This is a genomic window from Janthinobacterium sp. 67 (genome assembly GCF_002797895.1).
Lineage (GTDB): Bacteria > Pseudomonadota > Gammaproteobacteria > Burkholderiales > Burkholderiaceae_D > Janthinobacterium.
Map to the genome: position 1 here is coordinate 3,939,631 of NZ_PGES01000001.1, position 23,107 is coordinate 3,962,737.

Genomic DNA, 23,107 nt, shown 5'->3' on the forward strand with positions numbered 1-23,107 from the left:
TTTTTCAAACACTTGGGGAAATGTGGCCCTTGGGGTCAGACCCTTCAGGGGTCTGACCCCAGCTTTTCCCCGGCTTACATCAGATCCCCATATTCGCCAGAATCTCACCAAGTTCCCGCAGCGCCGGCTCCAGTTTCGGATGCTTGACCGCAAACTTGGCCGACAATTCCTGGCTGCGCTCGGCCAGTCCGTAGGTGGTCGACTCTTCTTCCTGTTCCTGCGCGGCGCGCTTTTCCAGCAGCTGCTGAATATCGCCATTGAGCTGTTGCAGCAAACCATGCGTTTCTTCATCCACAGGATCGCCAGATGCGATGGTCGATTGCAGCTGTTGCAACGATTCCTTGAGTTTGCTATCCATGTTTTTTCCTGTCAGTCGGTAAATTGTGTGTCCAGGAACAATTGTTCCACCTTGCTTCTGGCCCACGGGGTCTTGCGCAAAAACTTCAGGCTCGACTTAATGCTGGGATCGCTGATGAAGCAATTGATATCGATGTGCTTGGCCAGGCCATCCCAACCGTAATGGGCTTGCAGGCGCGTCACAATCGCTTCCAGGGTAATGCCATTCAAATCTTGCTGACTCATAAACTCTTTCGACTGCCTTCTTGTTTACATCTTACTCAATTCTACGCCACCGGCACGGAAAGCTTGCGTGCGCCAGGTCAACGCAACGCAAGCTTCTGATGAGGACGGTCTTACTTGGCGTTCAAGCCGCGGCGTTCCAGCAATGGTTCCACGGTGGCATCACGGCCGCGGAAGTCACGGAACAGTTGCAGCGCATCGACGCTGCCGCCGCGCGACAATAACTTGCTGCGGAACCAGTCGCCATTCTTGCGCGTCAGGCCGCCGTTTTCCTTGAACCAGTTGACCGATTCCGCATCCAGCTTTTCCGACCACAGGTAGGCGTAATACGCGGCCGAGTAGCCGCCCGAGAAGCTGTGCGAGAAATACGTGGTGCGGTAGCGCGGCGGCACGGGCGCGTAATCGACGCCCGCGTCTTTCAGCGATGCCGCTTCAAAGGCCAGCACGTCGGTCGGGATCTGGCTTGGCGCCAGCTGGTGCCAGCGCTGGTCCAGCAGGGCCGCCGACAGGTATTCCGTCGTCATGAAACCCTGGTTGAATTTCTTCGCCGCCGTCACCTTGTCGAGCAATTCCTGCGGCATGGCCGCGCCGCTCTGATAGTGCTTGGCATAGTTTTGCAGCACTTCCGGCCAGACGGCCCACATTTCATTGACTTGCGATGGATACTCGACGAAGTCGCTCGGCACGCTGGTGCCGGCAAAGCGCGGGTACTTCACGTTCGAAAACATGCCGTGCAGCGCATGGCCGAATTCATGGAACATGGTCGTCACTTCATCGAACGTCAGCAAGGTCGGCTGGCCGGCCGGCGGCTTCGGAATGTTCAGCTGGTTGGCCACGACCGGATGCGTGCCCATCAGCATTGACTGCGACACGTATTCATTCATCCACGCGCCGCCATGCTTGTTGCCGCGCGCATAGAAATCGGCGATGAACAGGGCCAGCGGCTTGCCGTTGGCGTCCGTCACGTCGTAGACGCGCACGTCCGGGTTGTACACCGGTAGATCAGTACGCTGCTTGAAGCTGATGCCGTACAGTTTATTGGCGGCAAAGAAGACGCCGTTGTTCAGCACGCTGTTCAATTCCAGGTACGGTTTCAGCTCGTTTTCATCGAAATTGAACCGTTGCTTGCGCAGCTTGTCCGTGTAGATGGCCCAGTCGGCCGCCGCCACCTGGAAACCGCCTTTTTCCGCATCGACCACTTGTTGCAGGTCGGCCGCTTCGCGGCGCGCGTTGGCGACGGCTGGTTTCGCCAGTTCCGACAGCAGGGTGTTGACGGCCGTCGTCGTCTTGGCCGTCTGGTCCTCCAGCGAATACGCGGCGTAGTTGGCGTAACCGAGCAAGGTGGCCCGTTCGGCGCGCAGTTTCGCCAGTTTCAATACGATGGCGCGGTTGTCGAACTCGCCGCCCTGGCTGCCCCGGTTCAGCGACGCATCCATCAGGCGCTGGCGTGTCTTACGATCCGTCAATACGGCCAGCGGCGGCTGGCCGCTGGTGTTCACCAGAGCAATGACAAACTTGCCCGTCAGGCCGCGTTCCTTGGCGGCGGCGGCGGCCGTGTCGATATCGCTGTCCGTCATGCCGGCCAGTTCGGCACGGGTGTCGACGACGATGCTCTTGGCATTCGTTTCCTTCAGCACGTTTTGCGCGAAGGCCGTTTCCAGGCCCGCCTGTTCGGCGTTGTAGGCTTTCAATTTTTCCTTGTCCGCATCGGACAGCTTGGCGCCGGCGCGCACGAAATCCGTGTGATAGCGTTCCAGCAGGCGCAAGGATTCGGCATCGAGGCCCAGCTTGTCGCGCTTGGCGTACAGGGTGTCGATGCGGGTAAACAGCTTCGGATTCAAGGTGATCGCATCGCCATGCGCGGCCAGTTTCGGCGACACGTCCACTTCCACCGCTTCCAGCACGGCATTGGTATTGGTCGACGTCATGTTGCTGAAGATGCTCTGCACGCGGTGCAGCAACTGCCCCGTACGCTCGAGCGCCACGATGGTGTTCTCGAAGGTCGGCGCCTGGCGGTTGTTGGCAATGGCGTTGACTTCGGCCAGCTGGCGTTTCATGCCTTCGGCAAACGCCGGCGCGTAGTGTTCGTCCTTGATCAGGCCGAACTGCGGCATCTGGAATGGCAGCGGACTGGCTTTCAGCAAGGGGTTCTGGGCGCTGACGGCGGCGGCAGGCGCGGATTTTGCGGTGGCGGCAGCCATGGCGGATGGGGCGGCGTGGGCCAGCATGACGCTGGCGGCGATGACGAGCAGTTGTGGACGGATCATGACATCTTTCTGAAAGCGCGGGGAAGAGCCGCGATCGCGTCGCGGGCCAGTGGCAGATCATAGCAGCCTGTCACACAGGCGTCATCCAACATGGGCGATCCTGTGGTGCATCACGCCAAATGCCCGGTTTACCACGGTTTGCAATCGAAATCTCCAAATAAAAATGGCCGCCAATTGCTTGGCGGCCTTTTTCATTGACCCGGCTTTCACACCGGAATCATCCGACTTGCTTGCCGGTTTATTTGCCGTTCAGGCCACGGCGTTCCAGCAGCGGTTCGATCTTCGCATCGCGGCCGCGGAAGTTGCGGTAGATGTCGAGCGCATCGGCGCTGCCGCCGCGCGACAGCAGTTTATTGCGGAACCAGTCGCCGTTCTTGCGCGTCAGGCCACCGTTTTCCTTGAACCATTCGACCGTATCGGCATCGAGCTTTTCCGACCACAGATACGCGTAGTAGCCGGCCGAGTAGCCGCCCGCGAACGCGTGCGAGAAATACGTGGTGCGGTAGCGCGGCGGCGCCGGGGCGAAATCGACGCCCGCATCCGTCAAGGCGGCTTTTTCAAAGGCCAGCACGTCGGTGGGGATTTGCGCCGGGGTCAGCTGGTGCCAGCGCTGGTCCAGCAGGGCCGACGCCAGGTATTCCGTGGTTTTGTAGCCCTGGTTGAAATTGTCGGCCGCCGTCACTTTCGCCAGCAGCTCGGCGGGAATCGCCGCGCCCGTCTGATAGTGCTTGGCATAGTTTTGCAGCACTTCCGGCCACAGCGCCCACATTTCATTGACTTGCGACGGGTATTCGACGAAGTCGCGCGGCACGCTGGTGCCGGCGAAGCGCGGATATTTCACGTTCGAAAACATGCCGTGCAGCGCATGGCCGAATTCGTGGAACATGGTGTTGACTTCGTCAAACGTCATCAGGGTCGGCTGGCCCGCTTCCGGCTTTGGAATGTTCAGGTTATTCGCGATCACCGGCTTGCGGCCCAGCAAGGTCGACTGGCCCACATAGGCATTCGCCCAGGCGCCGCCGCGCTTGTTGCTGCGCGCGTAAGGGTCGAGGGTGAAGATGGCCAGCTGCGTGCCGTCTTCATTGAAGACGTCGTACACCAGCATGTCGGCGTTGTAGACGGGCAAATCGGTGCGCTGCTTGAAGGTCAAGCCGTACAGCTTGCCGGCGGCAAAGAACACGCCCTTGGTCAGCACGCTGTGCATTTCAAAGTACGGTTTCAATTGCGTTTCATCGAAGTTGTAGCGTTCGGCGCGCACCTTGTCGCTATAGAAGGCCCAGTCGGCGGCGCCCACCTTGAAGCCGCCTTTGCCTGCATCAATGACCTTCTGGATATCGTCCGCTTCACGGCGCGCATTGACGACGGCCGGCTTCGCCAGCTCGCCCAGCAGGGCGTTCACGGCGGTGGTGTCGTGCGCCGTCTGGTCTTCCAGCGAATACGCCGCATAGTTCGGGTAACCCATCAGCGCGGCACGTTCGGCGCGCAGTTTCGCCAGTTCCAGCACTTCCTGGGTGTTGTCGAACTCGCCGCCACGGCTGCCGCGCGCTTGCGAGGCGGCCATGATGCGTTCGCGCAAGGCGCGGTTGGTCAGCAGCGACAGCGGCGCCTGGCCCGTCGTGTTGACGAGGGCGATCACGTATTTGCCGTCCAGGCCGCGTTTCTTGGCCAGGCCGGCGGTCACTTCGATGGCGGCGGGCGACAGGCCGTCCAGTTCTTCGCGCGTGTCGACGACGACGGCCGAAGCGTTCAATTCTTTCAAGACGTTCTGGGCGAACTTGGTCGACAGGGCAGCGAGCTGGCCGTTGTAGGCGCGCAGTTTTTCCTTGTCCGCCGCCGACAGCTTGGCGCCGGCGCGCACGAAGTCCGTGTGGTAGCGTTCCAGCAGGCGTTTCGATTCGGCATCCAGACCCAGCTTGTCGCGCTTGGCGTACAGGGTGTCGATGCGCTTGAAGAGTTTGTCGTTGAGCATGACCGCGTCGCTGTGGGCCGCCATTTTCGGTGCCAGTTCGCGTTCCAGGCCCTGGATCGTGTCATTCGTATTCGAGCCGGACATCACGGAAAACACAGTGCGCACGCGGCCCAGCAACTGGCCCGAGCGTTCCATGGCGACGATGGTGTTGTCGAACGTGGCCGGCTTCTTGTTGTTCGCAATCGCACTGATTTCCGCCAGGTTGGCGGCCATGCCTGCCGCAAAGGCGGGCGCGTAGTCGGCGTCCTGCACCTTGTCGAACGGCGGATAGTTGAACGGCAGGCTGCTCGCTTGCGCAAACGGGTTCGAGGCGGGCAAGGCTGCCGCCGCGGTAGCGGTGGCGGCAAAAGCGGCGGCGGCAGGCGCCAGCACCAGGCTGGCGGCGATGACGAGCATAGTTGGACGGGTCATGTCTTCTTTCAAGAAACGCAAGAGAGCCGCGATTGTGTCGCGGGCCAGCCTGAAATAATAACAGTCTGAAACACTTGCGTCACCAGCAACTACCGATGGTATCGCGCCAGGCGGTGATGAACGGTTTTCATGCCTTGCGCATGAAAATGTCTTTTAATAGTGCGGCGGACGCTCGTTGACCAGCCCGCCATTGGCCTGCTGCGCCCCGTCGCGCACGTGTTCGCCCAACTTGTGCAGCATCGCCTCGAGCTGGTCGATGCGCTTGCCCTGCTGGTACACCATCTGGTTCAGCGACTCGACCAGGTCTTCCTGCTGCGCCAGCTTGATTTCGATATCGACGAAACGTACTTCCATCTGTTCTGCATTGTCCATGGTGCTCTCGGTGATTCCTGACTGAAAGGGAGCATTTTAACGCGTGCCTTCACACAGACCGCATCGTGCCGGTAGACAACGATGCGGAGCGTGACCAGGTTCTATTTCGCGGATAGGTCGGCAGGCAGGCCACGCAGCGCCAGGGCAGCCGCCATACTGGACAGGCCCAACAGGTAAAACACCACCATGGCCAATAACACGGTGCCATACAAAACCACCTGCATGGCGCTGGCGCTCCCCGTAGACGCCCAGCACACCGCAGCGACCGCTATCATGCCGGCAAAGACCGCGATGATACGTGTGAGCGTGGCTTGCGCATAACGCCAGAGATTGTCAAAGTCATTGTAGGCAAACCGCGCCAGCCTACCCTTGCATTTGATGGCCATCACGCTAAGCAGCAGCATGGCCAGGACTGTGAGCAAGACCGGATAGCCGAAGCCGGACAACAGCTGGAACGCCAGGGCGGGCCAGCGCGAGTCGCCGCGCCACCAGCCCAAACCGGCGACGGCACTGCTCAAGGTGAACAGTAGCGCGGGACGGGTCAGCGAAGACAAGGTCAGCGGAGCTTCAAATGGATGGGTCATGGCAGTCTCAAAAAAGTGGAAGATACTCCGTATAGCACCGCCGTACCATTTGCGGGCAAAACGGTGGTGGCAGCACCCGCCGCCGGCACGCGACACTAGCCTTTCGGCGCGGCCAGCAAGGCCTTCATGCGCGCCAGACGCTCTTTTGGCGAAATCACTTCCGCCTCCGTCGGCACGGCGTCGCCCACGTCGAGTTCCATTTCCTTGATGAAGCGCGACGGGTCGCAATGGACTTGCTCGCCGGCCCGCTTGCGTTTCTTGCACCAGGTGATGTGCAAGGTGCGCTGGGCCCGCGTGATGCCCACGTACATCAAGCGCCGCTCTTCCTGGATGCGCGCGGCGATGGTTTCGGCCGGCGCATCGGCGTCGCCCTTGTGCGGCAAGATGCCCTCTTCCACGCCCACCAGAAACACGTGCGGAAACTCCAGGCCTTTCGACGCGTGCAGGGTCGACATGCGCACGGCGTCCTGCTCCTCGTCCTTGCCCTCGAGCATCGTCATCAGGGCCACCATCTGCGTCAGTTCCAGCACGTTCTTTTCTTCGCCGTCGCGGTCCTTGCCGCCCCGGCCCCGTTCCTTGAGCCAGTTGACGAATTCCAGCACGTTCTGCCACTTGCTTTGCGCTTGGCGTTCCTCGAAGGCATCGTACAGATACGATTCGTAGTGGATTTCCTTCATCATGTCATCGAGCACTTCGGCCGCGTTGTCGCCGCTGCCGGCCGCGCCCGGACGGCTGGCGCGCGATTCCAGGTCGTTGATGAAGTTGCAGAAGTCGCGCAACGGCCCCAGTTGGCGGTCCGTCAGCTTGGCCTCGATACCGCCCTTGAAGACGGCCTGGAACAGCGAGCACTGCCACTGCCCCGAGAACGCGCCCAGCACTTCCAGGGTCGACTGGCCCACGCCACGGCGCGGCGTCGTCACGGCGCGAATGAAGGCCGGATCGTCGTCTTCGTTGGCCAGCAAGCGCAGGTAGCTGATGATGTCCTTGATCTCGGCCTTGTCGAAGAAGCTCTGGCCGCCGGAAATCGTGTACGGGATACGTTCCTTGCGCAAGCACTGCTCGATGATGCGCGCCTGGTGGTTGCCCCGGTACAAAATCGCATAATCGGAAAATTTGTTCTTGCGTTCAAAATGGTCGGCCGAAATCATGATGGCGACCTGCTCCGCCTCCTGCTCGTCCGTCTGCATGCCCAGCACCTTGATCGGCTCGCCCAGGCCGTGCTCGGACCACAGCGACTTTTCAAACAGTTTCGGGTTGTTGCCGATGACGGCATTGGCCGCGTTCAACACGCGCATGGTGGAGCGGTAATTCTGCTCGAGCTTGATCACGCGCAGATCGGGAAAATCCGTCTCCAGGGTCTTCAGGTTTTCCACGGTGGCGCCGCGCCACGCGTAAATGGCCTGGTCGTCGTCGCCCACGGCCGTAAACATCGGCTTCTTGCCGATGCCCGTCACCATCAGTTTCACCAGTTCGTACTGGCAAGTATTCGTGTCCTGGTATTCATCGACGAGCAGATAGCGCAGGCGGCGCTGCCACTTGTCGCGCACGGCGCCGTTGTTGCGGAACAGTTCCACGGGCAGGCGGATCAAATCGTCGAAATCGACGGCCTGGTAGGCGGAGAGCGTTGCCACATAGCTGCGGTAGATGCGCGCCGCGTTCGCCTCGTCCTCATCCTTGGCTTGCGCCAGGGCCATGTCCGGATCGATCAGGCCATTTTTCCACAAAGACATGGCATTCTGGATGCCACGAATGATTTGTTTATCGGTGGTAATGGCGAGGTCTTGCACAAGCGAAAAACAGTCGTCGCTGTCCATGATGGAAAAGCGGTCCTTGAGCCCCACGCCATTGGCTTCTTGGCGCAGGATTTTCACGCCCAGCGAGTGGAAGGTCGACACCGTCAACTGCTTGGCCTGGCGCGGCTGTTTCAGCAGCTTGGCGATGCGTTCCTGCATTTCCAGCGCCGCCTTGTTGGTAAAGGTCAGGGCGGCGATGGTGCGCGGATCGTAGCCCCGGTCTTCGATCAGATGGGCGATCTTTTGCGTGATCACGCGCGTCTTGCCCGAGCCGGCGCCCGCCAGCACGAGGCAAGGGCCGTCGAGGTAGGTAACCGCTTCGCTTTGGGGCGCATTCAGACCGAACTGTGGTGCTTTGGACATCAGGGTATTTCCGCAGGGAACAGCGGCCCATTGTACCAGCGTCGCGCAGGCTATTTGCATGGCGGGCCCTGCCTGAAAAACAGGCAATGGCATTGATATATCGCCATCTGACGCCATCTTGGGCCATGCAATGCGTGCGGCACGGCCACGCCTGGAGTACCATTCCGCCTATATCGCCCGTGCGCGCCCACTTACCGAATGGCAGTCCCATGAAATTTGAACACCTGATTGAAATCAACGATCCCTTGAACCCGCTGATCGACACCTTGACCCTGGAGCAAGTGTGGCGCGGCCTCGTCTTGCGCGCAGAGTCGCCCAAGCTGTTCGTGCCGCACCTCGATGAATGCCATATCAGCGAGCGCAGCGACACCGGTTTCGCGCGCAGCCTGCGCTACGGCGAACTGGTCATCAACGACAAAGTGGTGCTGGTGCCGCAACTGCAGGTGCGCTATGAAGTGCCGGCGCAACAGGATATCAGCGCCTCTTCGCTGGTGATGACCATCGAAATGCCCGACGAAGCGAGCCTGTGGGTACGTTTCCAGTACGACGACGGCCACGACGCGGCCACCGACGAGGCCAACGCCCTGTACGACGACTTCCGCCGTTCCGCCTACCAGGAATCCGATATCGACACGGTGCGCGTCATGCGCGAGCTGGCGCTCGAGGGACGGCTGGATGCAGGCTTGCTGAACTAAATCAAACTCTGGCGCTGCTGCCCCACAGCTGGTCGGGGCGAAACTGCAGTCCCGCCTGCTCGGCGCTGAGCACTTCGCGAATCGCATGCAAGTCCACGCGCGTATCGCGCCGCAGCGGCACGTCCAGGCGCGCGCCGCGGGGGCCGATCAGCGATTGCACGTGGGGCGTGGCCGCATTCAAGCCCTTGCGCGTGACGACGCCGATTTCTCCATTGAGCAGTTTGACGAAGGTGCCGACCGGGTAGATGCCCAGTTCGCGCACCAGCAGGGACGCCAGCGGCGCATCGAGCGAGGCTTTTTCCGCCGACAGCATTTCGCGCAGGGCCACGTTCGGCAACAAGGGCTGGCGGTAGCTGCGCGCCGAAACCCTGGCGCAATAGCGGTCGGCCAGCATGATCAGGCGGGCGCCAACGCCGATCTGCTCGCCCGTGATACCCAGCGGATAGCCGCTGCCATCGATATTTTCATGGTGCTGCAGCACGGCTTGCAGCCAGACGGCGTCCGTCACGCCGGCCGCGCGCAGCAAGTCGACACCGGCTTGCGGATGGGCACGCAAATAGACGCGCTCCTGCGCGTCCAGCGGCCCCGCCTTGTGCTGGAAATGGGCATGGCGTTCCAGCATGCCCACGTTCATGCTCAGCGCGGCCAGCAGCACGCTGCGGATCAGGCCATCGTCGAGCTTCAGGGCGCGCGCCAGCAAGGCCGTGATGACGGCCGTGTCGACGCTGTGGCGCACGGCAAAGTCGCCCGCCCCCTGGTTGTGCAGGATGCAGGCCAGCGCCACGTCGGCGTCGAGGGCGACGGCCTCTTCCACCAGCTGCGCCAGCGGCGCCAGTTGTGCCTGCGCCACCATTTGTCCGGCGGCGATGGCCGGCAAGACGAGGGCCAGGCCAGCCGTGACGAGATTGAGCATGCGCAGGGCCGACGGCGCTTCCGTGGCCGTGCGCGGCACGTCGGCGCTGGTATCGGCGATGACGCCGCGCGCCAGCAGCAATGCGATCTGGTTCTCGCTGCTGATGACATGGCCCAGCCTGGCCAGCAAGCTGCCCGTTTCGCCGTGCACGTCCCAGGGCAGGGCCACGCCCAGGGCGAGTTCTCCCGCGTAAATGCGCCGAATCTTCACATCGTCTCCGTCATCGCTAGCCGCTCCCCCTTTTACCATTGCGGCATGGGTGGCGTGCATCAATTGAAATGTTTTTTGCTTTTAATCAATATTCCAATGTGACAGCGATGATCGCGCAATCATGTGAGCTTGTCTACAAAATGATGTAAATCATAAAGTTGCATTCAGGGACCGGGCGTGCAATCGGCGCAGCCGGGCGCGTGTTCCGGGTCTGTTTCCAGGTGCAGCGCCAGTTCGCGCAAGGCCGTGCGCACGCCTTCCTCGATGACGGGGTGGTAAAACGGCATGTCGAGCATGGCCGGCACCGTCAGCTGCGCCTGGCATGCCCAGGCCAGCAAGTGGCCCAGGTGTTCCGCCCGCGGGCCGATCAGCTCGGCGCCAAGAAAGCGCTTGCTGCCAAATTCCGCATACACGCGCAGCAAGCCCTGGTTTTGCAGCATGACACGGCTGCGGCCCTGGTTGCCGAACGACACGGCGCCAACGGCGAAGCGGCCCACGTGGCTCACGCACAATTGCTGGTACGTGGCGCCCACGGTGGCGATCTGCGGCTCCGTGAAGGCGATCGTCAACGGCGTGCGGCGCAAGCCCGGCTTGACGTCGGGAAAGCGCGCCGCGTTCTCGCCGGCGATGCGCCCCTCGTCGGCCGCCTCGGGCAGCAGCGGTAGTTCGTTGTCGGCATCGCCGGCGATGAAGATGGCGCTCTTGCCGCACTGCATGGTGTGCCGGTCATGCAGCGGAATGCCATGGCGGTCGAGCTCGATTTGCGCCGTTTCCAGGCCGATCTTGTCCACGTTCGGCGCACGGCCGATGGCGGCCAGCACATACTCGAACTGCTCGGTTTTTTCCACGCCGGCGTCGTCGCGACTGGTCAGCAGGATGCCGCTGCCGTTAGGCGTTTTTGCCATGTGCGCGACCTTGGTCATGAAACGGATATCGAGTTCGCGCGCCAGCACGGCGTCCGCCTCGCGCAGCACCAGCGGGTCCGTCAGTTGCGCCACCTTGTTGCCGCGCGCAAACAGGGTCACGCGCACGCCCAAGCGTGCCAGCGCCTGGCCCAGCTCCAGCCCGATGACGCCGCTGCCGATCACGGCCACGGAGCCGGGCAAATCCGTCCAGTCGAACACGGCGTCGCTGGTGATGAGGCGCTCGCCCGCCGCCTGCCACTCGGGCGGCACGATGGGCGTGGACCCGGTGGCGATGACCACGCTGGCGGCCTCGACGATCGTATGCTCATCGACCTGCAATTTGCCGGGAGAAATAAAACGCGCATGGCCGCGCAGCTTTTCTTCCTCGGGGATGGCGTTGACGCCGTCGAGCACGAAGCCGACAAAACGGTCGCGCTCGCTGCGCACCCGGGCCATCACTTGCCGGCCGTCGATGCGCACGGGACCCGGATACACGCCAAAGCCGGGCGCGGCAGCCACGGCATGGGCCGCTTCGGCCGCCGCGATCAGGAGTTTGCTGGGCATGCAGCCGACTCTGGCGCAGGTCGTGCCGTACGGCCCGCTTTCGATCATCAGCACGCGCTTGCCCTGCATGCGCGCCGCCCTGTGCGCCGTCATGCCGGCCGTGCCGCCGCCGATCACGGCCACATCCACTTGTATCGTCTTCATCATGCTGTCCATCCCACCGAGGTTTGCTCACAGCGTTCGATGTTACCCGTTTGCCGAAAATAAGGTTTTACTTTGCTGCAATATATGCATTAGTATAACTAATCATTTTCAAAATTTATAAGCTGAGCTAATGGGATCACTCGATTATCGCGCGCTGGCCGTGCTGGACGCCGTGGCCAGCCATGGCAGTTTCGACAAGGCCGCCCTGGCGCTGGGCATCACCCAGTCGGCCGTCTCGCAGCGCATCAAGGCGCTGGAAGACGCCAGCGGGCGGTTGCTGATCATCCGTGGCCAGCCAGCCGTGCCGACGGGACTGGGCCAGCGCCTGATCGTGCATCACCGTAACGTCAAGCTGATGGAAGCGTCGCTCGACATCGACCTGGGCAACAGCGTCAGCATGCCGGAAATCGCCATCGCCATCGATGCCGACAGCCTGGCCACGTGGTTCCCCGACACCTTGCCGGCCCTGCTGGCGCCGCCGCGCTGCCAGCTCGACGTGCGCCTGGCCGACAGCGACAGCGCCTTGCAGATGGTGCGCGACGGTTCCGTGTTTGGCTGCGTGGCGGCCGAATCCGGCGTGGCCATCGACGCGGCGGCCGCCACCAGCGTCACGCCGCTGGGCGCGATGCGTTATGTCTGCGTGGCAACACCCGTGTTCGCGGGCCACTGGTTCGGCGATGGTTTTATTGCCGAGGCGGTGCAACTGGCGCCCGCCGTCGTGGGCCAGCACGGCTTGCTGGCGCGTTTCCTCGCTGAACAATTGAACATGCGTGAACCATTCCCCCACCACACCTTGCCGGTGGAAGCGGCGCGCCGCAGCTGCGTCCTGGATGGCCTCGCCTACGGCCTGATGCCGCAGCGCCTGGCCGCGCCAGCGCTGGCGACGGACAGACTGGTCGATCTGATGCCGGGCAGCACCCTGGACGTGCCGCTGAGCTGGCATGCGTGGGCCTTGGACACGCCATTTACCAAGCTGCTGTCCGAGCAGGTCGTCCGGGCCGGACGCGCTTATCTGGATTAAATATCGAGCGGGTCCACTTCCAGCGACCATTTCACGCGCGTCTTCATGGCGCGCAATTCAGTGAGCCATTCTTTTAAAAACGCCTGCAGCGCGGGCCGCGAGGGCGATTCCAGCAGCAGCTGGGCGCGGTCCACGTTGTAGACGCGCGTCATGCTCATGGGAATCGGGTCATTGATGGTCACCTGCGGGTGTTCCATGCACTCTTTCGCCGCCTGCAGGAATTCGATGGCCGTGGCCAGCTCGGGCGCTTCGGCGCGCAGCAGGGCCTGGAACAGGTAGGGCGGCAGCGCCGCCTGCGCCCGCTCTTCCAGCAAGGTGGTGGCGAAATGGTCGTAATCGTGGTTGACGACGGCGTCGTACAGCGGATGGCGCGCATAGCGCGTCTGGATCAGCACTTCACTGACGCTGCCCCCTTCCGTCTGCGCGGCGCGGCCGGCGCGGCCCGCCACCTGCATCAGCTGGGCGAACAGCCGTTCGCTGGCCCGGTAATCCTGCGAAAACAGGGCCGTATCCGGATTCAAAATGCCGACCAGGGTCAGCTTTTTGAAATCGTGGCCCTTGGCCACCATCTGCGTGCCGATCAGAATATCGACTTCGCCCCGGTGCACGGTGTCGAATGCTTCCTGCGCGCTGCCCTTCTTGCGCGTGGAATCGGCGTCGATGCGCAAGATGCGCGCTTCAGGAAACAATTGCTGCAAGCCCTCTTCCACGCGCTGCGTACCGCGTCCCAGCGGCTGCAAGTCGACGTTGCCGCACGTGGGACAATGGCGGGGGATGCGCAATTCCAGGCTGCAATGGTGGCAACGCAAGCGGTGTTCGGGCTTGTGCAGCACCATAAACGAGGTGCAGCGCGTGCAATTGCTGATCCAGCCGCACGATTCGCAGCAGATCACCGGCGAATAGCCGCGCCGGTTCAGGAACAGCAGCGATTGCTCACCGCGCTCCATGCGCAGTTTCAGTGCGGCTACCAGATGCGAAGTCAGGCCATCTTTCGGCTTGTCGCGCTCCATGTCCAGGATCTTGACGCGCGGTAACACCGCATTCCTGACGGCCCGCTCGCGCAATTCCAGCTTGCGGTAGCGCCCCGTCTGTGCATGGTGCCAGCTTTCCAGCGAGGGCGTGGCCGAACCGAGCACGATGGGGATCTGCAATTGCCAGGCGCGCCATACGGCCAGGTCGCGCGCGGAATAGCGCAAGCCTTCCTGCTGCTTGTAGGAAGGGTCGTGCTCCTCGTCGATGACGATCAGTTTGAGTTTCGGCAAGGACGCCAGGATAGCCAGCCGCGTGCCAAGCACGATGCGCGCCTGGCCCTGGTGAGCGGCCAGCCAGTGCAGCATGCGCTCGCCCTCGGACAGGCTGCTGTGCAAAGTCGCCAGCATGACGCCCGGAAAGCGCGCACGGATATTGCCTTCCAGCTGGGGCGTGAGGTTGATCTCCGGCACCAGAATGAGGATTTGTGCATCGTCCTCGCGCGCCAGCACCTGGGCGCAGGCTTGCAGATACACTTCCGTCTTGCCGCTGCCCGTCACCCCGTACAGCAGGGTCGGCTTGAAACCTTGCGCGCCGCCGATGGCGTCCGCCGCTTCCTGCTGGGCGGCATTCAGGGCCGGCATGTTCAGCGGCGTGCCGTCGTGCGCGTCGGCCAGCTTGCCCAGCTTCTTGATGGCGCGGTCGAGCGCCACGGTGGTGAGCACGCGCAAGTTCTTCGGCAAACCCGGCAGCGCCACTTCACCGAGCGGACGCTGGTAGTAATCGGCGGCAAAGGCGGCCAGCGCCAGCCACTGTTCCGACAGGGGCGCCAGCTGGCTGCGTACGGCCAGCACGTCCTTCAATTTCGCGACGGGCACGTCGGTGCTGTCGGACACGCCGACGATCAGCCCCATCACTTCACGCCGGCCAAATGGCACCAGCGCCAGCTGCCCCACTTGCGGCAATGGCGCGGCAGCGTCCGCACCGGCATCGGCCGCCGCGTTCCAGCGGTAGTCGAACAGGGCGTTCAAGGGCGTGTCGAGCGCGATTTTCAGGATGCACGACGTCAAAATGCACTGCGACATGGAGGGTGGGCCTATCTCAATAAAAAAGCGCGCCGTACGGTAGAGGACGCTGCGGGATGTCAGGCATCGAGCCAGCGGGCCATGATACTTGTTTCGCCCGTCAAACGCCTAACGGCGGACAGGACAGCGTGCCATCGTGCCTGAAGAAAATTCTGTGGATAACTTTGTGGACAAAGCAAAATTAACTTTCACAAAAATGTGGACAGAAAATTTTGATCGCCGTCAAGAGCGGCACGCAAGAAAAATTAACGCATTAAAATCAATGACTTAAAAATTGATGCCCGGGAAGCCATAAATCCACAGGGCATTTCCGCCGCTGTGCATAACTGAACCATTTGTAATGTATTTATACAGAAATCAGCACCGTTTTGATGCATCCGCTCCGGGAAAACACAGGAGGCATGAAGCAAAGTTGACAATTGCCGGGCAAGCGTTCGGTTTTAGCTGTCGAGCGGCGAAACATTGTTCAATTATCATGCACTGCAACATGCACTTCAGGTGAAACTTGAACATCGGCGCTAAGTATCGGTTAACAAAATACTTTTCAATTTTATCCACAGAATCTGTTGATAACTTTGTGGACAATGAAGGAATAAGGCAAGCGAACGAAAGAATAACCTTATCAAATGCAATAAAGTCCGCCGAACAATGGATTTTTTATCTCTTAATAATCAAGTACTTGCAAAGCCTTCCCGGGCATGGCTTGTATACTGCCTCTTATTTCCGCAGCAAAAAAAATTGTGCATAAGTCGGTATTTTTTGCTAAGGGGCAGCAAAGAAAAAGGCAGGCTTCCGCTGGAAAGCCTGCCTTGGGCGCCTTGGCGCCGGGGAAAACGGGAACTTACTGGCCGTTGCGCATGGCGCGGCTCATGCTGTGCACGGCTTCCACCATGGCTGCCACGGATTCCGGCGGCGTGAACTGGGAAATGCCGTGGCCAAGGTTGAACACGTGGCCCGCGCCTGCCGACGGCGCGCCAAAGGCGTTGAGCACTTTTGCCACTTCGGCGCGGATCTGCTCGGGGCTGGCGAACAGGATGGCCGGGTCGAGATTGCCCTGCAAGCCCACTTTATGACCGACCAGCTGGCGCGCACGCGTCAGGTTGACGGTCCAGTCCAGGCCCACGGCATCGGCGCCGATGTCGGCGATCTGCTCGATCCACTGGCCGCCGCCCTTGGTAAACACGATGGCGGGAATCTTCACGCCATCCTTGTCGCGTTTCAGCTGCGCCACCACTTGCTGCATGTAGGCCAGCGAAAATTCCTGGTAGGCGCCATCGGCCAGCGCACCGCCCCAGGAATCGAAAATCATCACGGCTTGCGCGCCGGCATCGATTTGCGCATTCAGGTATTGCGCCACGGACGTGGCGTTGATGGCCAGGATGTGGTGCATCAGGTCCGGGCGGTTGTACAGCATCTTCTTGATGGTGTGGAACTCTTTCGAACCGCCGCCTTCCACCATATAGCACGCCAGGGTCCACGGGCTGCCGGAAAAACCGATCAGCGGCACGCGGCCATTCAATTCCGTGCGAATTTGCGTGACGGCCTTGAAAACGTAGTCGAGCGATTCCAGGTCCGGCACTTGCAGCGCCTTCACGTCCTGTTCCGTGCGCAGCGGGCGCTCGAACTTCGGACCTTCGCCATCGGCGAAGTACAAGCCCAGGCCCATGGCGTCCGGCACCGTCAGGATGTCGGAAAACAGAATCGCCGCGTCGAGCGGGAAACGCTCGAGGGGCTGCAAGGTCACTTCCGTCGCGTAATCGGGATTCTTTGCCAGGCCCAGGAAGGAGCCGGCCCGCTCGCGCGTGGCGCGGTATTCGGGCAGGTAGCGGCCCGCCTGGCGCATCAGCCAGACAGGGGTATGCTCGGTCGGCTGGCGCAGCAGGGCGCGCAGGAAATTGTCATTCTGGAGCGGAGCAAATTGTGGCATGGAAGGCAATCAATAGCTGGGAGAAGCGGTATTATCGCATCCAATCGCCGCCAAATCATTGATTCCGGTGCCGCTTTGCAGCATTTGCCGCGCGGCGCGCCGCTTTCGTTGTGCCTGCCCTTCCATTATGATGATGAACGCCGCCGCGCGCCCTGACCCTGCCTGGCGGCCCTTGATCCCCCTCACTACACGGAGCCCGCATGACCTCGACCGCATCCAGCATCCCTTATGGCGTTTGGCCATCGCCGATCAGCGCAGCCATCGTCGCCGCCGGCGCCTCGCCGCTGACGCAGTTGGCCCTGGGGGGGGCGGATGGCGCCGACGTGTACTGGCTGGCCGGACGCGCCAGCGAGGCGGGCCGCAATACCCTGCTGCGCCAGCGCGGCGCGCGTGTCGATGAACTGACGCCGGCACCGTTCAATGTGCGCACCCGCGTGCATGAATATGGCGGCGGCGCGTATGCCGTGGCCGGCGATACCGTGTATTTCTCGCATTTCGCCGACAATTGCCTGTACCGCGTCGCCGGCGGCGGCGCGCCTGAAGCGTTCACCACGGGCGGCAACACGCGCCATGCGGACTTCGTTGTCGATGCGGCCCGTTCCCGCCTGATCGCCGTACGCGAACAGCATCCGGCGGCAGGTCACGCCCATCCGGAAAACAGCCTGGCCGCCGTCGGCTTCGACGGGCGCGAAACCGTGCTGGCGCGCGGCCACGATTTTTATGCGGCGCCGCGTTTGTCGCCGGACGGCAGCCAGCTGGCCTGGATCAGCTGGGACCACCCGCGCCTGCCGTGGCAAGGCACGGAACTGTGGCTGGCCGACGTGCAGGCGGACGGCAGCCTCGGCTCGCCACGCCTGATCGCCGGCGGCGCGCGCGAGTCGATTTGCCAGCCGGAATGGTCGCCGAACGGCTTGCTGCACTTCGTTTCCGACAGCAGCGGCTGGTGGAATCTGTACCGCCTGCACGGCGCCGACATCGAGGCGCTGTGCCCGATGGAAGCGGAATTTGCCACGCCGCACTGGACCTTCGGCGGCAGCATGTACGGTTTTCTGTCCGACGACGAAATCGTCTGCACGTATATCCAGGCCGGCGTCAGCTACCTGGCGCAATTGAACGTGGCGGCGGCCAAGCTCGAGCCGATACCGCATCCGTACCAGGAAATCCGCGAACTGCGCGTGGGCCCCGGCTTCGTCGCGCTCTTGGGCGGCAGCCCGACCATCGCGCTGGAACTGGCGCGCATCGATTTGGCGAACCATGAGCTGGAAGTGCTGGCCCAGTCGATCGCACAATTGCCCGCGCTCGATTATTTGTCCGTACCGCGCAGCTTGAGTTTCCCTAGTAGCAATGGCCGCACGGCCTACGCCTTCTTTTATGCGCCCACCAATGGCGACGTGCAGGCGCCGGCGGGTACTCTGCCGCCCGTCATCGTCATCAGCCATGGCGGCCCCACCAGCATGGCCAGCAATACCCTGAAACTGGCGACGCAGTACTGGACCAGCCGCGGCATCGGCGTGCTCGACGTCAACTATGGCGGCAGCAGCGGCTTCGGCCGCGAATACCGCGACGCGCTGCGCGGGCAATGGGGCATCGTCGACGTGGAAGACTGCATCGCCGGCGCGCGCTACCTGGCCGCCAACGGCCTGGCCGATCCGGAACGCCTGATCATCCGCGGCGGCAGCGCGGGCGGCCTGACGACCCTGTGCGCATTGACGTTCCACGACGTCTTCAAGGCCGGCGCCAGCTACTATGGCGTATCCGACCTGAAGGGCCTGGATGACGATTCGCACAAGTTCGAATCGCGCTACACCGATTACCTGATCGCTTCGCAGCCGCAAGCCGAGGCGCTGTACCGCGAGCGCTCGCCCATCCACCACACGGATAAACTGTCGCGCCCGATGATTTTCTTCCAGGGCCTGGACGACAAGGTCGTGCCGCCGCAGCAGTCGCAGCTGATGGTCGACGCCCTGCAGGCGCGCGGCGTGCCCGTCGCGTACGTGCCGCTCGAAGGCGAGGGACACGGCTTCCGCAAGGCGGAAAACATCGTGCGCACCCTGGATGCGGAATTGTATTTCTACCAGCGCGTGTTCGGCCTGCCCGTGGCGGCCGGCGAGCCGCCCGTGCATATCGATAATCTGCCCGCATGAGTGAAGACCATTTGCTGGACGAGTTCGCCGCACTGGAGCAGCACGAACAGATGATCCTGGCCTTGCTGGCCATCACGGGCGAACCGGTCGGCAAGCACGCCGTGTATGAACACTTGCAGCGGGCCAATGTCGTCGAACCGGACGGCACGCCGTTTTCCCTGCTGGTCGTGACGAACATGCTGCAGCGGCTGACGCGTCTGGCGCTGGCCAGCGAGGTGGTGGGACGCGGCTTTGCCTGCGAAGCGAAGCTGCGCTGGCCCGCCATGCGCGCGGCCATCGAGCACCTGGTGTTTCGCGACCTGTGCCAGGCCATCGAGCTGATCAATCCCGTGCGCCGCAACTGGGATGGCTATGTGGAATTGCGCAGCTACCGGCAAGGCGTGGCGCGCCTGCGCATCGCCCTGTTGCGCAACGACGAGGTACGTCACGTGGCCGCCATCCTGGCCGCCTGCATGGCCTGCTATGAAGCGCAGCAACTGCATCCGCTGATCGAAATTTTCGGCCGCCCGTTCGAGCCGGAAATGCTGTCCTTCGTCATGCCGCAATTGCAGGATGACATACTCGCCGTGCTGCTGGGCAACGCCCCGCGCGAACCGGCCACGGCGCACGCCATCCGCACCTACGCGCGCGCCCACCATGCGCGCCAGACGGCCGCCGGCGACCATATCGGCGCCGCCCTGCCGCTGGCCTTGGCCGAAGATGCCCTGCTGTGCGGCGAACTCGACGCGGCCGCCCGCTACCTGGCGGGCCAGCAGGGGCCGCAGGCGCTGTTTGTCGACAGCAGCATCGCCCTGTTGCGCGGCGAACATGCGCACGCCGTGGCGGGCTTCGAAACGGCCTTGAAAGGGCTGCGCAAGGAGGCGGGCAAGCGCAAGCTGTGCTTCACGGGCATCGGCGGCCATTTGTACGTGCTGGCGCTATTGCGCGGCAACGATGCCAAGCTGCTGAAAAACGCGGAAACCTATCTCGATATCGCGCTGCACGCGCAGCCGAACCACGACAGCATCGTCTACCAGCAACTCAACACCTTGCGCCTCGTGCGCGCCGGCGTGCAGCAGGCGGAAAGCATTTCCACCCGCAGCTGGGAAACGGGACTGCAGCCGCAATTGTTCCAGGCCCTGCTGTACTACTGGCTGGCCCTGCCGCAACTGGCCGAACGCAAGGACCAGTTGCGAGCGCTGGTGCAGCAGGCGGACGCGGCCGGCTACGATCTGATCGCGGCCCAGGCGGCCGGCTTGCTGGGCTTGATGGGCGAACCGCAGCAGGAACGCTACGCCACGGCCAAGCGGGCGCAGCATGGATTGACGGACATGGCGCCGTGGTTCGAGCGCCAGGAATCGTGGCAGCGCCAGCTGAGCGCGCTCATCAACCTGCAGCAGAACGCGCCCGCCGAAGCGCTGGGCGGGGTGTCGCGCCTCGTGTGGCTGGTGGCGTTCGACCCGCGCTTTGGCCTGACGGCCGTGGAAGTGCGCGAACAGAAACGCGACGCGCGCGGCGGCTGGAGCAAGGGCCGCGCCATGGGTCTCAAACGCCTGGCCGAGGAAGCGGGCGGCATCGATTTCCTCACGCCGCAAGACGCCCGCGCGGCCGGCAGCATCGCCCCTTTCAAACAATATTATTCGTCGGCGCCGCGCTATGAAGTCGAGCTGGACAAGGCTGCCGTCTTGCTCGTCGGCCACCCGCTCGTGTTCTGGCTCGACAACCCCGACACGCGCGTGGAACTGATCGCCGGCGCGCCCGAACTCCTGATCAAGTCGCACGAGGGGCAGCTGTGGCTGGGCATGCAGCCGCCACTGCCCGACAGCGGCAGCCATGTCGTGGTGCAGCGCGAGACGCCGACGCGCCTGCGCGTCGTGCACATCCTCGACGAGCACCGGCGCATCGGCGCCATCGTGGGCCTGGGCCTGTCCGTGCCCCTGCATGCCGAGAAACAGGTGATGCAGGCGATCGGCGCCATCTCGTCCATGGTCACCGTGCAATCGGACATCGGCGGCGGTGGCGGCGACGCGGAAGCGATCACGGCCGACCATCGCCTGCACGTGCACCTGCTGCCCTACCAGCAGGGCCTGAAAATGCAGATCCTGGTGCGCCCGTTGCTCGACAACGGCGCCTATTACGCGCCGGGCAGCGGCGCCGAAAGCGTGTTTGCCGACATGGCGGGCCGGGCCGTGCAGGCGCGGCGCGACCTGAACGCGGAACGCGAAGCGCAGCGCCAGCTCATTGGTAAATGCCTGGTGCTGGAAGAGGCGGAAGAAGAGCATGGCGAGTGGCTGCTGGGCCAGCCTGCGCTGGGCTTGCAACTGCTGGTGGAATTGCAGGCGCTCGACCCCGCTGGCATCGTGCTGGCCTGGCCCGAAGGCGAAACCATGCGCGTGTCGAAACGCATCGACAGCGGCCAGATGCGCTTGAACATCAAGAGCGAAAAGGACTGGTTTGCGGCCAGCGGCGAAGTGCAGATCGATGAAGACAAGGTGATGGATTTGCGCGCCCTGCTCGACTTGATGCAGAACAATAAAAGCCGCTTCGTGGCCTTGGGCGACAACCAGTTCCTGGCCCTCAGCGACGAGCTGCACCGGCGCCTGTCGGAACTGGCCGCGTATGGCGAGGCGCATGCCGACGGCGTGCACATCCACCCGCTGGCCGCCTTCGCGCTGGAAGAGCTGGCCAACGATGCGGGCGGCGTGAAGGCCGATAAATTGTGGCGCGAACACTTGCTGCGCCTGCGCGCCCTCGACGACTATCAACCGCAGCTGCCCAGCACCCTGCAGGCGGACCTGCGCGACTACCAGCTGGCCGGCTACGAATGGCTGGCGCGCCTGGCGCACTGGGGCGTGGGCGCCTGCCTGGCCGACGACATGGGACTCGGCAAGACCTTACAGGCGCTGGCCCTGATCCTGGCGCGCGCGCCGAACGGCCCCACCCTGGTGGTCGCCCCCACGTCCGTGTGCATGAACTGGATCAGCGAAGCGCAGCGCTTCGCGCCCACCTTGAACATCAAACTGTTCGGCAGCGGCGACCGCGCCGACATGCTGGACACATTGCAGCCCTTCGACGTGGTGGTAGCCAGCTATGGCTTGCTGCAGCAGGAAGCGGCCATGTTTGCCGGCGTGCGCTGGCATACGATCGTGCTCGACGAAGCGCAGGCGATCAAGAATGGCGCGACCAAACGCTCGCAAGCCGTGATGGCCCTGCAAGGCGATTTCCGCATGGTGGCCAGCGGCACGCCGCTGGAAAACCACCTGGGCGAACTGTGGAACCTGTTCCGCTTCATCAACCCCGGTTTGCTGGGCACCCTGGACCAGTTCAACCTGCGCTTCGCCGGTCCCATCGAAAAGGACCAGGATAAACGAGCGGCGGCCGGCGCGCGCCTGCGCTTGCGCCGCCTGATCGCGCCTTTCATCCTGCGCCGGACCAAGACGCAAGTGCTGTCGGAATTGCCGTCGCGTACGGAAATCGTGCTGGAAGTGGAATTGTCGCCGCAGGAAACGGCGCTGTACGAATCGTTGCGCCGCGAAGCGCTGGAAAAGCTGGCCATGGTGGAAGGGCCGGCATCCAAGAAAGCCATCCAGATCCTGGCCGAAATCATGAAGCTGCGCCGCGCCTGCTGCAATCCGCAACTGGTGGCGCCGGAACTGGGCCTGGCCAGCAGCAAGCTGGCGGCCTTCGCCCAATTGCTGTCGGGCTTGCTGGAAAACCGCCACAAGGTACTCGTCTTCAGCCAGTTCGTCGACCATCTGACCCTGATCCGCCAGCACCTGGAGCAGCATGGCGTGCGCTACCAGTATCTCGACGGCAGCACGCCGATGCAGGAGCGCAAGCGCCGCGTCGATGCCTTCCAGGCGGGCGACGGCGACGTTTTCCTGATCAGCCTGAAGGCGGGCGGCATGGGCATCAATTTGACGGCGGCCGATTACGTGATCCACATGGACCCGTGGTGGAACCCGGCCGTGGAAGACCAGGCCTCGGACCGCGCCCACCGCATGGGGCAATTGCGTCCCGTCACCATCTACCGCCTGGTGGCCAAGCACACGATCGAGGAAGGCATCGTCGAATTGCACCAGCACAAGCGCGACCTGGCCGACAGTCTGCTGGAAGGCAGCGACGCGGCCGCGCGCATGTCGGCCCATGACATGCTGGCCATGCTGCAGGACGGGTTGAAGCCATGAGCTTGAAAAAATGCACGGGCAAGCCG

At 62.9% G+C, this 23,107-nt stretch carries 15 protein-coding genes; 4 read left to right on the forward strand and 11 right to left on the reverse strand.

Annotated elements, in window-relative coordinates; translation table 11 throughout:
- Positions 1-79 precede the first annotated feature (79 nt).
- From CLU90_RS17670 to CLU90_RS17700, 7 genes are all read right to left on the reverse strand, one after another.
- Positions 80-358, reverse strand: a complete 279-nt coding sequence (locus CLU90_RS17670; RefSeq protein WP_092717421.1) for a DUF4404 family protein — start codon at positions 356-358, stop codon at positions 80-82.
- An 11-nt stretch (positions 359-369) separates the two neighbouring features.
- A complete protein-coding gene (locus tag CLU90_RS17675) occupies positions 370-582 on the reverse strand; it encodes a VF530 family DNA-binding protein (RefSeq protein WP_092717418.1) in 213 nt (70 codons plus the stop codon).
- Between the two features lie 110 nt (positions 583-692).
- The gene (locus tag CLU90_RS17680) at positions 693-2,846 is read right to left on the reverse strand and encodes a M3 family metallopeptidase (protein WP_092717412.1); all 2,154 of its coding nucleotides are present in this window, start codon (positions 2,844-2,846) and stop codon (positions 693-695) included.
- A 238-nt stretch (positions 2,847-3,084) separates the two neighbouring features.
- Positions 3,085-5,226, reverse strand: coding sequence for a M3 family metallopeptidase (locus CLU90_RS17685; RefSeq protein ID WP_232731244.1), 2,142 nt, complete (start codon positions 5,224-5,226; stop codon positions 3,085-3,087).
- Positions 5,227-5,379: 153 nt separating this feature from the next.
- Positions 5,380-5,598 carry a SlyX family protein gene (locus CLU90_RS17690; RefSeq protein ID WP_034753936.1) on the reverse strand — a complete coding sequence of 73 codons (219 nt, stop codon included), beginning with the start codon at positions 5,596-5,598 and terminating at the stop codon, positions 5,380-5,382.
- Between the two features lie 101 nt (positions 5,599-5,699).
- A complete protein-coding gene (locus CLU90_RS17695) occupies positions 5,700-6,182 on the reverse strand; it encodes a hypothetical protein (RefSeq protein ID WP_100428543.1) in 483 nt (160 codons plus the stop codon).
- Positions 6,183-6,277: 95 nt separating this feature from the next.
- A complete protein-coding gene (locus CLU90_RS17700) occupies positions 6,278-8,338 on the reverse strand; it encodes a UvrD-helicase domain-containing protein (RefSeq protein ID WP_100428544.1) in 2,061 nt (686 codons plus the stop codon).
- Between the two features lie 209 nt (positions 8,339-8,547).
- Here CLU90_RS17700 and CLU90_RS17705 point away from each other — a divergent pair, with 209 nt between their 5' ends.
- Positions 8,548-9,033, forward strand: coding sequence for an SRPBCC family protein (locus CLU90_RS17705; protein ID WP_092717401.1), 486 nt, complete (start codon positions 8,548-8,550; stop codon positions 9,031-9,033).
- 1 nt (position 9,034) lies between these two features.
- Here CLU90_RS17705 and CLU90_RS17710 read toward each other — a convergent pair whose 3' ends face one another.
- Together CLU90_RS17710 and CLU90_RS17715 are read right to left on the reverse strand one after the other, a co-directional pair.
- Complete coding sequence (locus CLU90_RS17710; RefSeq protein ID WP_232731245.1) at positions 9,035-10,156, reverse strand: HD-GYP domain-containing protein; 1,122 nt, start codon at positions 10,154-10,156, stop codon at positions 9,035-9,037.
- 164 nt (positions 10,157-10,320) lie between these two features.
- Entirely contained in the window at positions 10,321-11,769 is a 1,449-nt protein-coding gene (locus CLU90_RS17715; RefSeq protein WP_100429502.1) for a dihydrolipoyl dehydrogenase, read from the reverse strand.
- Positions 11,770-11,899: 130 nt separating this feature from the next.
- Between CLU90_RS17715 and CLU90_RS17720 the strand changes: the two genes are divergently transcribed.
- Complete coding sequence (locus CLU90_RS17720; protein ID WP_092717398.1) at positions 11,900-12,790, forward strand: ArgP/LysG family DNA-binding transcriptional regulator; 891 nt, start codon at positions 11,900-11,902, stop codon at positions 12,788-12,790.
- On the opposite strand, the gene CLU90_RS17725 is transcribed toward CLU90_RS17720, so the two are convergent.
- Both CLU90_RS17725 and hemE read right to left on the reverse strand, forming a co-directional pair.
- A complete protein-coding gene (locus CLU90_RS17725; protein WP_100428545.1) occupies positions 12,787-14,844 on the reverse strand; it encodes a primosomal protein N' in 2,058 nt (685 codons plus the stop codon). The genes CLU90_RS17720 and CLU90_RS17725 overlap by 4 nt on opposite strands.
- 841 nt (positions 14,845-15,685) lie before the next feature.
- Positions 15,686-16,771, reverse strand: a complete 1,086-nt coding sequence (gene hemE, locus CLU90_RS17730) for a uroporphyrinogen decarboxylase (RefSeq protein ID WP_092717392.1) — start codon at positions 16,769-16,771, stop codon at positions 15,686-15,688.
- A gap of 200 nt (positions 16,772-16,971) precedes the next feature.
- Between hemE and CLU90_RS17735 the strand changes: the two genes are divergently transcribed.
- Together CLU90_RS17735 and CLU90_RS17740 are read left to right on the forward strand one after the other, a co-directional pair.
- On the forward strand, positions 16,972-18,915 hold the full coding sequence (locus CLU90_RS17735) for a dipeptidyl-peptidase 5 (protein WP_100428546.1): 1,944 nt from the start codon (positions 16,972-16,974) through the stop codon (positions 18,913-18,915).
- Entirely contained in the window at positions 18,912-23,081 is a 4,170-nt protein-coding gene (locus CLU90_RS17740) for a DEAD/DEAH box helicase (RefSeq protein ID WP_100428547.1), read from the forward strand. The genes CLU90_RS17735 and CLU90_RS17740 overlap by 4 nt, the downstream gene beginning before the upstream one ends.
- Positions 23,082-23,107 lie beyond the last annotated feature (26 nt).